Consider the following 11,837-nt stretch of genomic DNA (forward strand, 5'->3'; position numbering starts at 1 on the left):
AGATGATGTTCAATGGGAATGAGTCCAGAAGCCGTTAAACAGAAAGAATTGGAATTTGAAGTTGCTTCATCCCCTGCTCTTACGATGGGAGAGTTCCATAACAGAGCGCATTTTTGGGGACGCCTGACGATATGGATTGCTATATTAATCTCCGTTTCTCTTCCTCTGTATCTATCCTTTGTCCTGGGATACCATCCAGGCTGGGGACCCATTATAGCCGGTTACACAGCCTACGCGGCATTAGTAGGCTTTGCCTGGATCATCGAACCTGTCTCCTACTATCCAAGTTTAGGAATATCCGGAACCTATATCAGTTTTCTTACCGGAAACATATCTAACATGTGCCTACCATCATCTGCAGCAGCCCAGAATGCAATCAACGCCGAGCCTGGCACGAAAAAAGGGGAACTTGCCGCCACGCTAGGCATCGCAGCAGCTTCACTTGTCAACATTGCCATATTAATTCCGATTATATTAAGCGGATCTTTCATTGTTTCTCTGATCCCTGAACCGGTTCAAGAGGTATTCACCTTTATTGTCCCTGCCATTTTTGGAGGAATCCTTGCTCAATTTGCCGTCAAAAAACCAAGCTATGCTGTGATTGCAATAATCCTGGGTATAACGGTAAACCTTGCCCCTATCACCATATTGCTGAAAGCCTTTCTCACCATCGCCTTGACCATCACGATATGTATGTATATGGAAAAATGGAAAGAAGCAAAGTCATAAGCAACCCTATATTATTTAAAGGAGTGATGATTGATGAATAGTAAACAAACTATTTCTCAATGGATGGAAAACAACCAGTCTGTATTCACGGAAATGGCAAAAGAAATATGGGAGAATCCGCAAATTGCCTATGAAGAACAATTTGCCTCCGAGTTGCAAATGTCCGCTTTGAAAGAAGAAGGCTTTGCCATCCAGACACCTGTGGGGGATTCACCAACCGCTTTCGTCGCAGAGTATGGTTCTGGAAAACCGATTATTGGTATATTGGGAGAATACGATGCCCTGCCAGGGTTGTCACAAACCGTCAGCACCACCCATGACGAAGTTGTTCCAGGCGGCCCGGGACATGGCTGCGGGCATAATTTATTAGGGACGGCAGGAGTGGAAGCGGCTTTTGCACTGAAAAACATTATGGATTCAGAAGAACTTAAAGGTACCATCCGTTACTATGGATGTCCTGCGGAAGAAGTGTTGTCAGGTAAGACATTCATGGCCCGTGAAGGGGTGTTCGATGACCTGGACTGTGCTTTAACCTGGCACCCCGGCACCTCCAACATGGCGGTCAATTTAAGCATGCAAGCGATGGTTTCCGTGAAATTCCATTTTAAAGGGACAACAGCACATGCGGCTGGAGCTCCACATGCCGGCAGAAGTGCTCTTGATGCAGTAGAGCTGATGAACGTCGGAGCTAATTATCTTCGCGAACACGTTCTGGATGGCTCGCGCATTCACTATGTGATCACAAACGGCGGTTTGGCCCCTAACGTTGTTCCAGATGATGCGAGTGTCTGGTATTACTTAAGGGCGGCTACCAAGGACCAAGTAGAAGATATGCTCCAACGAGTAGAAAAGATTGCTGAGGGAGCTTCTTTAATGACGGAAACTCAAGTAGATTCGGAAATCCTCGCCTTCGCATATGAAACACTTCCGAATGAAGCATTGAATGATGCGATGTATGAAAATATGAACGAGTTGGGTCTCGAACCATTCACACCCGATGAACAGTCATTTGCCCAGGCATTAGTAGATACGGTCGATTCGAAGGTAGTCGAGATGTCCAAGAAGATGTTTGGTAAGCCTATCGATGAAATGCTGCCTACTTCCGTCGAAAACGATAAAAGCCTGTTCGGAAAAACGATGGGCGGCTCATCCGATATCGGCGATGTCAGCTGGATTACCCCGATGGGCCAAGTGATGACAACGTGCGCCCCAGTCGGTGTCCAAGTCCATTCATGGCAGGCCACCGCATCATTTGGTTCTTCCATCGGATTTAAAGGGATGCATCTTGCCGCCAAAACAATGGCCTGGACCGCATTGGACTTATTAGAGAACGAAGAATTATTGGAAAAAGCCAAGAAGGAATTCGCAGAAAAGACAAAAGGCAAACCATATGTTCCAGGTATTCCGGAGAACGTGAAGCCCGATGGAGCAGAAAGGGTGAAAGATCCCGTTGTGATGACGTCATAAAAAAGAATCTCCGCTTGTTGAAAAGCTTCTTGTTTTTCAACAAGCGCTTTTTATCCTATATAACAAATTAACTATTTCCGATCGGACTGCGACAACTTCCAATCGAAATGCCTTTTTGATTGATGCATTTTTTCAGATTGACTAAAGGGGAACCCTGATAGATTTGTTTTATGATTTTTTCTATATTCGTTCTCTCTTGCGTCGTTATTGTTTGGCCGGTAAAAACCTTATGAGAATATTGTTTTATTTCAACGGGGGATACATTTCCAGCGATGGAAGAAAGCCGGTTAAAATCCTTGGCTGCTTTTTCTTCCAATCCCACTTCTCCTCCAGCATAAAAATAAAAGTCCCGCCTGTCCACTTCATTCTTAAGCATCGGCACTCTTTCTTTACTGCCTGCTTCTTTCAAACCAATTACCAGGTTCCTTTTACTTAATTGAATAACACTGTGAAAGGACAAGTCAAAACCAGTTCTTGCAGGATTGTTGTAAAGGATGGTAGGTTTCCCAGATAGATCAATGATCTTTGTGGTGTATGCTAACGCCTCTTCCTGAGATGGAAGGACATAGGGCGGATACCCCAGCAAAATTCCCGATACCTTTGTTTGGCCGATACTTTTTGCCAACTCCTCCGCCTCCAACTGCCTGATCGACGACACGCCAAAAAGGACTTCCATATTATCGAGCAGTTCGTCTTCGGCTACTAATCGATCGAGGAGATGTAATTTCTCGCCAAGAGTCAAGCTATGCTGTTCTCCTGTAGTTCCAGAGACAAGAACAGATTTAACACCCTGTTTGTACAGGTTTCTTATATGCTCTATCGTTGCTTCGGTATTCAGAGATTCATCTTCAAAAAATCCTGTCGGCACTGCTACATGAAAGGGTTCTTTTAACATAATCTTTACCTCCACTCTCTTTCTGAAATAAAATGACTTTCCTACAACTCTACAAAAAAGAGGCACAACCGGCTTGCGATCGTACCTCTCCTCCTTTTATTTCTTCAACATTTCATAGACCTGGGCGACATCCTTATCCCCGCGGCCGGAAAGATTGACGATAATCACATCGTCTTTCGGCAGTACTTTTGCAAGCTTGGTGGCATGTGCAACAGCGTGTGCGCTCTCCAAAGCTGGAATAATCCCTTCAGTTTTGGACAACTCCTGGAATGCCTCAAGCGATTCTTGCCCGGAAACCGTTACATATTCTGCCCTGCCGCTCGTGCTCAGGTAGCTGTGCTCCGGTCCTACGCCAGGATAGTCCAGGCCGGCTGCAATCGAGTTGGTCGGCTGTGGATTGCCATTTTCATCTAGCAATGTCAAACACTTGAACCCGTGAATGACAGCAGGCACACCGTTTGTGATGGTGGCGGCTTCCTCCGGTTCTACACCGATCAAGCGAACATCAGGCTCGTCTATATAGTGAGAAAATGCGCCGATCGCATTGCTTCCGCCGCCGACACAGGCAACTACAGCTGCTGGCAGCTTTCCTTCTTTTTCCATGATCTGGCGTTTCGATTCTTCACTGATGATGGATTGGAAATGCTTGACCATCGTCGGGAACGGATGAGGCCCTACCGCAGAACCTAACAGATAAAAAGTGTTTTCGTAGTTTTCGACCAGGTCGTTCAATGCCTCATCGACAGCATCTTTCAAGCGGCCCTGCCCTTTTTCCACTGCAACTACATTGGCACCTAATAATTCCATCCGAAAAACATTGAGGGCTTGCCTTTCAGTGTCGACTTTCCCCATGTAAACCGTACACTCCATTCCAAACATGGCACACGCTGTCGCAGTTGCCACACCGTGCTGTCCTGCTCCCGTTTCCGCAATGACGCGTTTTACTCCCATCCGCTTGGCCAACAATATTTGGCCGATGACATTATTAATCTTGTGAGCTCCTGTATGATTTAAGTCTTCACGTTTCAAATAGATTTTGGCCCCGCCGGCCTTTTCAGTCAAATTGCCGGCAAACGTCAACGGATTGTCGCGTCCGACATATTCTTTTAAATAAAAACGGAATTCTTCTTCAAACTCCGGATCGTTCCGGTACTTTTCGAATTCATCCGCTAGCATGGATAAAACTTTCTGCAGATCCTCCGGCAAATAACTCCCGCCGAATTCCCCAAACAATCCTGTCTCTACTCTCTCTGCTCTTTCTGTCATAACTATGCTCATCTCCTTTAAATCTGAACTTTCTTTATTTTAACATTTCATTACCAGAAAATTGATAGATTTATAAACAAAATTCTCAATTTTAGAGTTCAATGCAATTTGAAAGTTAAGAAGACAGACCACAGTGTTATCTTAATTCTAGACAAAAATACTCATAACGAGTACCGCGGCAAAGCCGACCAAGGAAATCAATGTATCCATTATTGTCCAGGATTTCAATGTATCTTTTTCACTCATTCCGAAGTATCTATTAAACAGCCAAAATCCGGAATCATTTACATGTGACAGAATTAAAGAGCCGGAGGCAACTGCTATCGTCATCAATCCAAGTTCTGCACCATCCATACCGAATGTCTGGATTATTGGCGACATCAAACCAGCTGCCGTTATCATGGCCACTGTAGCCGATCCTTGAATAATCCGAACTGCTGCCGATATCAAAAAAGCTAGGATGACAGGAGGTAAACTGGATTCTGCCATGACACCACCAAGGTAGTCACCAACCCCACTGTCAATTAACACCTGTTTAAACACGCCACCGGCCCCTGTGACTAAAATGATAATTCCGGCAGGCTCCAGTGATTTGGTCGCGATCTTTTGAACGTCTTCTTTGGTATAACCTCTCAGTTTTCCTAAGGCATAAAAAGCGAATAAAGTAGTGATGATCAATGCCACGATCGGATTACCCAGAAATCCTAAGATACTAGCAATTTGGCTTCCCTCCGGCAGGACTAATCCGGAAACAGTATTCAAAAGAATGAGGACCAATGGTATTAAAATTATTGAAACGATCAATGAGAATTTCGGTAGGTCTTTATCGTACTCTTTTGCTTCTTGGGAGATGGAAGCCATGTAATCCGGCTGCTCCACGTATATTTTTTTTGCTATGTACTTACCGAAGACGGGACCTGCCACTATCGCAGCTGGAATGGCTGCAAAGGTACCGAATAAAATAACCCACCCCAAATCAGCACCTAATAAATCTGCCACTGCAATTGGTCCTGGTGTGGGAGGGATGAATGTGTGGGTGACAGATAGTCCCGCTAGTAAAGGAATGCCGTAATACAAGAGAGATTTTTTGGCTTTTTTTGCTATTGTGTAAACCAACGGCATCAAAATAATAAAGCCGACATCAAAGAAAACAGGAATTGCAACTAAAAACCCTGTCAAAACAAGGGCCCATTGAGCTTTACCTTCACCAAATTTTTTCAACAGCGTCTGTGCAATCCGCTCTGCTCCGCCTGAAACCTCTAGCATCGCACCAAACATAGCACCCAAACCGACTACTGTAGCAACAAATCCTAATGTTCCACCCATTCCAGACTCAATCGATTCGATGATATCAGAAAACGGCATACCTGCCATCAAACCAACTAAGATACTTGTCAACAATAATGCGACAAATGCTTGAACCTTTAATTTAATTACTAGAAATAACAAGAAAATGATCGACACAACGGTTACTAGAATTAAACCAACACCAGACACATAAATTCCTCCTATATAGAAAAGTATTTCACTTTAAAAGCGCTTTCATATAATTGTTTGTGGAACGGTGCGCGTCTCTGACGATACACCGCCCCAACAACTTTGATTCAATTGCTATCGTCCCAGCCAACCTCCATCAACAGCCAGCAGATGACCATCGACATAATTGGAAGCGTCTGAAGCTAGGAAGATTACTGTTCCCTTAAAATCATCAGGGTTTCCCCACCGGCCGGCAGGAATGCGCTCTAATATTTGTCTACCTCTTACAGGATCATTGATTAATGCCGTATTCATGTCTGTAGCAATATACCCTGGAACAATTGCATTCACATTAACATGATGTTTAGACCATTCATTGGATAAGGCTTTTGTTAATTGTCCAACTGCACCTTTAGCAGCTGCATAAGCAGGAACAGTAAATCCACCCTGATAAGTAAGTAAAGAAGCCATGTTGATGATTTTCCCTGATTCTTGTTCGACCATATACCTACCGGCCTCCTGACAAAGAATCCATACAGTTTTCAAATTGACATGGAGAACATCATCCCAATCTGCTTCAGGAAAATCAACAGATGGCGCTCTTCTTTGGATACCGGCATTATTCACCAAAATATCAATCTTTCCAAACCTTTCCACAACGGTCGGTACAGCTAATTTAACTTGGTCCATCTTTTCCAAATCGCAAGCAATTATCTCACATCTTCTGCCTAATCCTTCGATTTCTGTTTTCACTTCAGTATTTGACCCATCTCTTTGCAACAGGGCTATATCAGCCCCTGCTTCGGCAAGAGCTATTGCCATTGATTTCCCAATTCCTCTTGTTGCTCCAGTAATCGCTGCAATTTTTCCAGTCAAGTCGAATAGATTTCTCATGAGAAAACATCCCCTTTCCTAATTATTAGGTTGAAATAACACTTTGAGTGACTCATCAGGATTCTCCATTAATTTAAATCCTTCTTCTATTTCCTCAATGGGCAGTTCATGAGAAATTAATGGACTAACATCGATTTTTTGCCCGGCCATTAGCTGAATGGCCTTTTTAAAATCTTCATGTGAATAACATCTAGTCGTTGTCAGAGAAAGTTCTTTAAAATGCATTGCAGACAATTCTACTTTCGGAGCAGTTTTATAGACACTGACTACAACAATTTGGCCTTGTATTCTTGCAATATTGACCATTTGATCGGCTGTAATTTGACTGCCAGCTACTTCGAATACAATATCTGCTCCCACATTATCTGTTAGTGATGCTACTATTTCTTCTACATTTTCTCCTTTAGCGTCGATGGCGGTGAAACCCATCTCTCTTGCCACTTTAAGACGATACGGACTTATATCAGAAATGACTATTTGGCTTGCTCCTGCTTCTTTTGCAATCAATCCGATGAGCAATCCTATCGGGCCAGCTCCCAAAATAACTACATTATCAGCAACCTTTAAATCGGAACGTCTAACTGTGTGGACAGCAACTGCTACAGGTTCAGCAAGAGCAGCATGGCTGTCCGATAATTCATCTGGCACCCTATGTAACCGATCTACAGGTACCGATACATATTCAGCAAAACCCCCATGCCGGTCAATCCCGATCAATTTGAGATTCTTACAAACATGAGTCTGTCCACTTTTACATGCTTCGCATTGCCCACAACTCAAAGTCGGTTCTACTACTACCCTGTCACCAATTTGAAAGCCTTGACCCTTGATTTCTTCAATTACACCGCTAAATTCATGCCCCATTGCCAGCGGGGCTTTTGCCCTAGGGTGCTTCCCGGCATAAATCATCATATCTGTTCCACAAATGCCTGCCTTGACAACTCGGATTAATGCTTCTCCCTCGTGAATTGCCGGCTTTTCCAACTCTCCTACTGCTATATTAGCAGCAGCTTGATAAATGCCTGCTCTCATTTTTACAGCACCTCTTTTTGTTTGTATACTTGTCGACAAGTTAGTTAAAAATAAAACCTCGGACAAAATCACCGTATCTAGGTTGTGTACTTGTCGACAAGTTATTAATTTTATAAAGCGTAACAAAATTAAAGCTCGACCTGAATTTTGATTACGCTTTCATCGGACTATCTTTTTTATATCACCAAAAAAACAATCTGTCAACACATAATTCAAATAGCTTCAATCCCCTTTTGAAATGCTCTCATCGACAGTTTTTCTGGTGTCCTCAAAATGTTCATTAACCGCTTCCTCCATCATTTCTTGTTTTCCGGCTACTAGTGCCTCCACTATTACTCTGTGTTTTTGAATGAGAGGATCTATTTGATGTGCTTTACTGGAAAATCGTTTTTCTGTTGCAACCATCAAAGCTGCCAACACAATCTGCCTAATACTTTTCCATAAATGAAATATTCTTGTATGTTCAGACTCCCTGATGATTGTTTCATGAAAAATAAGATCATATCGGGAAAACTCCTCGGAATCCTTGTGTTTTGCTGCCATTTCCATTTTATCGATAATCATATGAAGTCTTTTCGCAATTTCTTCACAATCAGAGCTGCCCAGTCGCATAATTGCAAAATTCTCAATCAATAATCTGACATCATAGAGTTCGTGTAAGTTTTTAGTTGTTAGCCCCAGCACTATCGCTCCCATACGCTCCAATTGGATAATGCCTTCGTTTTCCAGGGTTTTCAATGCCTCTCTTACAGGAGACCTGCTCGTCCCATACTCTTTGGCAATTTGGTTTTCAGAAAGAGTAACACCTTTTTTTATCGTCCCATTGATGATTTTAAACCGGAGGTTATAGGCAATCTTTTCACCGAGGGTCCCACCGATAAACCATGATGAATGATCCTCCATAACACACCTACTTTCTAAGCTGAATTTTGTGTTTATATTACCTTAGTTACTATTTTTTGGCAAGAAATGCGTTGGATTGTAGCCTGTATTAATACCCATCCCTTATAATAAGTTTAAAATATAGTACTCTTCCAATGGAGGGCTTGAAAAATGGTTATGTTAACAGAAGACTTGCAATATATCAGAGCCGCCGATCTCAAAAAAGAGAAAATTAAATCATACAATCATTTTCCGCTTGATCTCCCAGTCGTCAGAAACTTCGACAAGATAACCTTTCATCCAAATGTGACATATATTGTCGGAGAAAACGGAATGGGAAAATCCACTTTGCTGGAAGCGATTGCTATCGCATTTGGTTTTAACCCTGAAGGTGGCACCTTGAATTTCAACTTTTCCAGCTATGATTCACACTCAGAACTGGACGAGTACCTGCGTCTGGTCAAAGGAGTATTTCGGGCAAAAGATCACTTTTTCTTCCGGGCTGAAACATTTTACAATGTCGCAACAAACATCGAGGAATTAGACAAAGAGGTATTGGGCGGCGGAAAAATAATCGATTCTTTCGGTGGGAAGTCCTTGCACGAACAGTCCCATGGTGAGTCTTTTTTTGCTGCGTTCATGGAACGATTCCAGGGAGAAGGCTTATATATACTTGATGAACCGGAAGCCGCTTTATCTCCTTTAAGACAAATGTCGATGCTCGCCAGAATCAATGAGCTCGTCCATCAAGGATCCCAGTTTATCATTTCCACCCATTCACCGATTCTGATGGCATACCCCCATGCCAAAATCATCCAGTTGACTGAAGATGGAATGAGCGAGTCGGCATTGGAAGATACCAGCCATTATTCGCTTATGAAACAGTTTTTTGAAGACAGAGGCCGATTGCTGCACCACCTCTTTCAGTAGAAAAGTGGCGTGCTGGTATGCATGCCACTTTTTTTATGATGCGGTTGTTGCATCGTGATATGTAGGGGGATTTCCCCTACGGACTAAGAATCGTTCCGAACGGCTCGGAATCTCCCCTTTTTCAAGGTGAATCGCCCCGTTTATTACGAAAATTTCCCCAAAAACAGGATTAATTTCCCACAAACACTCATCTTTCTCCCCGACGCCCATCATGAGAGAAAACACCGGCGTCCTACTGTCTCAGAAAGCGGGAATTTCCCCTTCGACTACCTAATCGTTCCAAACAACCCCGAATCTCCCCTTTTTCAAGGTGAATCGCCCCGTTCATGGCGATAATCTCCCCAAAAACAGGATTAATTTCCCGCAAACACTCATTTTTCTCCCCGAACCGCGCCGCCACCGGAGCCCCGCGGCACCCTAGGCCGGCGTCGCGACGCCCAGAGCCAACACTAATCTACCACTCTGCAATACTGCCATCCTGATGCCTCCAAATCGGATTGCGCCAGTGCTTGACGTCTTTTGCTTTCTCCCGGACATACTCTTCATCGATTTCGATGCCGAGTCCCGGGCCATCCGGTATCTTTACATAACCGTCTTTGTAGGCAAATACGCTGCGATCTTTGATGTAATCAAGGATGTCGTTTTCCTGATTATAGTGGATGCCAAGGCTTTGCTCCTGGATGAACGCGTTGTGTGATGTAGCGTCCACCTGCAGGCAAGCCGCGAGTGCGATCGGGCCGAGTGGGCAGTGCGGAGCAAGTGCCACATCGTATGCTTCCGCCATCGAAGCGATTTTCTTCGTTTCGGTGATGCCTCCGGCGTGCGAGAGGTCAGGCTGAATAATGTCAACATAGCCTCCTGCAAGTACGCCTTTGAAATCCCATCTCGAGAACATCCGCTCACCAGTCGCGATTGGAATATAAGTGTGCTGCGCGATTTCTTTCAGGGCTTCATTATTTTGGGACAATACGGGCTCCTCGATGAACATTGGCCGGTAAGCTTCCAGCTCTTTTGCCAGAATCTTGGCCATCGGTTTATGGACCCTGCCGTGAAAATCGATGCCAATGCCGACGCTGTTGCCGACTGCTTCCCTGACAGCAGCTATCCGGCTGACCGCCTCATCGATTTTTTCCAGGGAGTCAATATACTGCAATTCTTCGGTCCCGTTCATTTTCACGGCTGTAAACCCGGCCCCGACTACTTCTTTGGCCGCTTGTCCCACTTCTGCCGGACGGTCTCCGCCAATCCAGGAATATACCTTGATCGTATCCCGGCACTTGCCGCCCATCAAATCGTAGACAGGGGCATTGTAATATTTCCCTTTGATATCCCAGAGCGCCTGATCGATGCCGGCAATCGCACTCATCAAAATCGGGCCGCCCCTGTAAAAGCCAGACCGGTACATCTTGTTCCAGTGATCTTCAATCGGGAGCGGGTCTTCTCCGACAAGTCCTTCCATCAATTCTTCTACTGCCGCTTTTACCGAATGCGCCCTGCCCTCGATGACCGGCTCTCCCCAGCCGGTGATTCCTTCATCTGTCTCGATTTTCAGAAACAGCCATCTCGGCGGGACTTGAAATAATTCAAAGCTGGTGATTTTCATTTCTATTCCTCCTCATTTGATCGGCCGCGCTCGATCGCCGCCTTGAAATGTCTGGCGATTTCTGTCAATTTGCCATAATCCTCTGCTTTGATTGCCTTCTTGTCTACTAGAGAGCCGCCGACACCTAATGCCACTGCTCCGCTTCGAATGAAAAATTCCGCATTATCCACCGTGATTCCGCCAGTCGGCATGACCGGAATATGGCTGAGCGGTCCTTGCAGGTTTTTAATGAAGTTCTGGTTCAGCGAGTCCCCCGGGAACACCTTCAACAAATCGGCTCCGGCCGTGTAAGCGTTGACTGCTTCTGTCGGTGTCATCACGCCGGGTATGGAAATTTTCCCGTAGCGATTGGCCATCCTTACCGTTGGTTCATCGAAGTTTGGAGAAAAAATAAAATCCGCTCCCGCGTCGATTGCCATTTTCGCTGTCTCTGCATCCAATACGGTGCCTGCTCCGACCAACACCTCTTTACCAAACTTCTCTTTTATGCGCTCGATGAGCTGGTAAGAACCTTTTGTATCTACAGTGATTTCCAGTGCACCGACACCACCCTCGACAAGTGCTTCAGCAATAGGAACGGCCTGGTTTTCCTTCGGTTTCCGGATTACCGCTACGAGTCCGGATTCTTTCAATTTGATAAGGTTCGTCCATTTTTCCACTTCA

General features: G+C 44.6%; 11 protein-coding genes. 3 read left to right on the forward strand and 8 right to left on the reverse strand.

The features are described from left to right. Positions 1–12 precede the first annotated feature (12 nt). Together CZ434_RS11325 and CZ434_RS11330 are read left to right on the forward strand one after the other, a co-directional pair. Complete coding sequence (locus CZ434_RS11325) at positions 13–729, forward strand: small-conductance mechanosensitive channel (RefSeq protein ID WP_077623246.1); 717 nt, start codon at positions 13–15, stop codon at positions 727–729. Between the two features lie 33 nt (positions 730–762). Next, positions 763–2,196 (forward strand): amidohydrolase, encoded by a 1,434-nt coding sequence (locus CZ434_RS11330; RefSeq protein WP_077623247.1) that lies wholly within the window; start codon positions 763–765, stop codon positions 2,194–2,196. Positions 2,197–2,263: 67 nt separating this feature from the next. Here CZ434_RS11330 and CZ434_RS11335 read toward each other — a convergent pair whose 3' ends face one another. The 6 genes from CZ434_RS11335 to CZ434_RS11360 all read right to left on the reverse strand — a co-directional run bounded on the left by CZ434_RS11335 (position 2,264) and on the right by CZ434_RS11360 (position 8,662). Then, a complete protein-coding gene (locus CZ434_RS11335; RefSeq protein ID WP_077623248.1) occupies positions 2,264–3,091 on the reverse strand; it encodes a dihydrodipicolinate synthase family protein in 828 nt (275 codons plus the stop codon). Positions 3,092–3,187: 96 nt separating this feature from the next. Continuing rightward, on the reverse strand, positions 3,188–4,357 hold the full coding sequence (gene trpB, locus CZ434_RS11340) for a tryptophan synthase subunit beta (RefSeq protein WP_095742917.1): 1,170 nt from the start codon (positions 4,355–4,357) through the stop codon (positions 3,188–3,190). 147 nt (positions 4,358–4,504) lie between these two features. After that, a complete protein-coding gene (locus tag CZ434_RS11345) occupies positions 4,505–5,854 on the reverse strand; it encodes a GntP family permease (protein WP_077623250.1) in 1,350 nt (449 codons plus the stop codon). A gap of 114 nt (positions 5,855–5,968) precedes the next feature. Further along, positions 5,969–6,727: an SDR family oxidoreductase gene (locus CZ434_RS11350; protein ID WP_077623251.1), complete on the reverse strand. Its 759-nt coding sequence runs from the start codon at positions 6,725–6,727 to the stop codon at positions 5,969–5,971. Positions 6,728–6,745: 18 nt separating this feature from the next. Further along, positions 6,746–7,759: a zinc-dependent alcohol dehydrogenase gene (locus tag CZ434_RS11355; protein WP_077623252.1), complete on the reverse strand. Its 1,014-nt coding sequence runs from the start codon at positions 7,757–7,759 to the stop codon at positions 6,746–6,748. Positions 7,760–7,981: 222 nt separating this feature from the next. After that, positions 7,982–8,662 carry a GntR family transcriptional regulator gene (locus tag CZ434_RS11360; protein WP_077623253.1) on the reverse strand — a complete coding sequence of 227 codons (681 nt, stop codon included), beginning with the start codon at positions 8,660–8,662 and terminating at the stop codon, positions 7,982–7,984. 150 nt (positions 8,663–8,812) lie between these two features. On the opposite strand from CZ434_RS11360, the gene CZ434_RS11365 reads away from it, so the two are divergent. Beyond that, the gene (locus CZ434_RS11365; RefSeq protein WP_077623254.1) at positions 8,813–9,571 is read left to right on the forward strand and encodes an AAA family ATPase; all 759 of its coding nucleotides are present in this window, start codon (positions 8,813–8,815) and stop codon (positions 9,569–9,571) included. A 454-nt stretch (positions 9,572–10,025) separates the two neighbouring features. Here the strand turns inward: CZ434_RS11365 and dgoD are convergent, their stop codons facing one another. Together dgoD and CZ434_RS11380 are read right to left on the reverse strand one after the other, a co-directional pair. Continuing rightward, on the reverse strand, positions 10,026–11,174 hold the full coding sequence (dgoD, locus tag CZ434_RS11375; RefSeq protein WP_077623256.1) for a galactonate dehydratase: 1,149 nt from the start codon (positions 11,172–11,174) through the stop codon (positions 10,026–10,028). Positions 11,175–11,176: 2 nt separating this feature from the next. Beyond that, complete coding sequence (locus CZ434_RS11380; protein ID WP_077623257.1) at positions 11,177–11,833, reverse strand: bifunctional 4-hydroxy-2-oxoglutarate aldolase/2-dehydro-3-deoxy-phosphogluconate aldolase; 657 nt, start codon at positions 11,831–11,833, stop codon at positions 11,177–11,179. Positions 11,834–11,837: the final 4 nt, after the last annotated feature.

The organism is Sediminibacillus massiliensis (assembly GCF_900156915.1).
In the GTDB taxonomy this organism is placed as follows: Bacteria; Bacillota; Bacilli; order Bacillales; family Amphibacillaceae; genus Sediminibacillus_A; species Sediminibacillus_A massiliensis.

Bases quoted from the DNA above. Each gene is read 5' to 3' on its own strand.
- CZ434_RS11330 (WP_077623247.1), top strand. From the start codon at position 763: ATGAATAGTAAACAAACTATTTCTCAATGGATGGAAAACAACCAGTCT.
- dgoD (WP_077623256.1), bottom strand. From the start codon at position 11,174: ATGAAAATCACCAGCTTTGAATTATTTCAAGTCCCGCCGAGATGGCTG.
- CZ434_RS11365 (WP_077623254.1), top strand. From the start codon at position 8,813: ATGGTTATGTTAACAGAAGACTTGCAATATATCAGAGCCGCCGATCTC.
- CZ434_RS11355 (WP_077623252.1), bottom strand. From the start codon at position 7,759: ATGAGAGCAGGCATTTATCAAGCTGCTGCTAATATAGCAGTAGGAGAG.
- CZ434_RS11335 (WP_077623248.1), bottom strand. From the start codon at position 3,091: ATGTTAAAAGAACCCTTTCATGTAGCAGTGCCGACAGGATTTTTTGAA.
- CZ434_RS11325 (WP_077623246.1), top strand. From the start codon at position 13: ATGGGAATGAGTCCAGAAGCCGTTAAACAGAAAGAATTGGAATTTGAA.
- CZ434_RS11360 (WP_077623253.1), bottom strand. From the start codon at position 8,662: ATGGAGGATCATTCATCATGGTTTATCGGTGGGACCCTCGGTGAAAAG.
- trpB (WP_095742917.1), bottom strand. From the start codon at position 4,357: ATGACAGAAAGAGCAGAGAGAGTAGAGACAGGATTGTTTGGGGAATTC.
- CZ434_RS11350 (WP_077623251.1), bottom strand. From the start codon at position 6,727: ATGAGAAATCTATTCGACTTGACTGGAAAAATTGCAGCGATTACTGGA.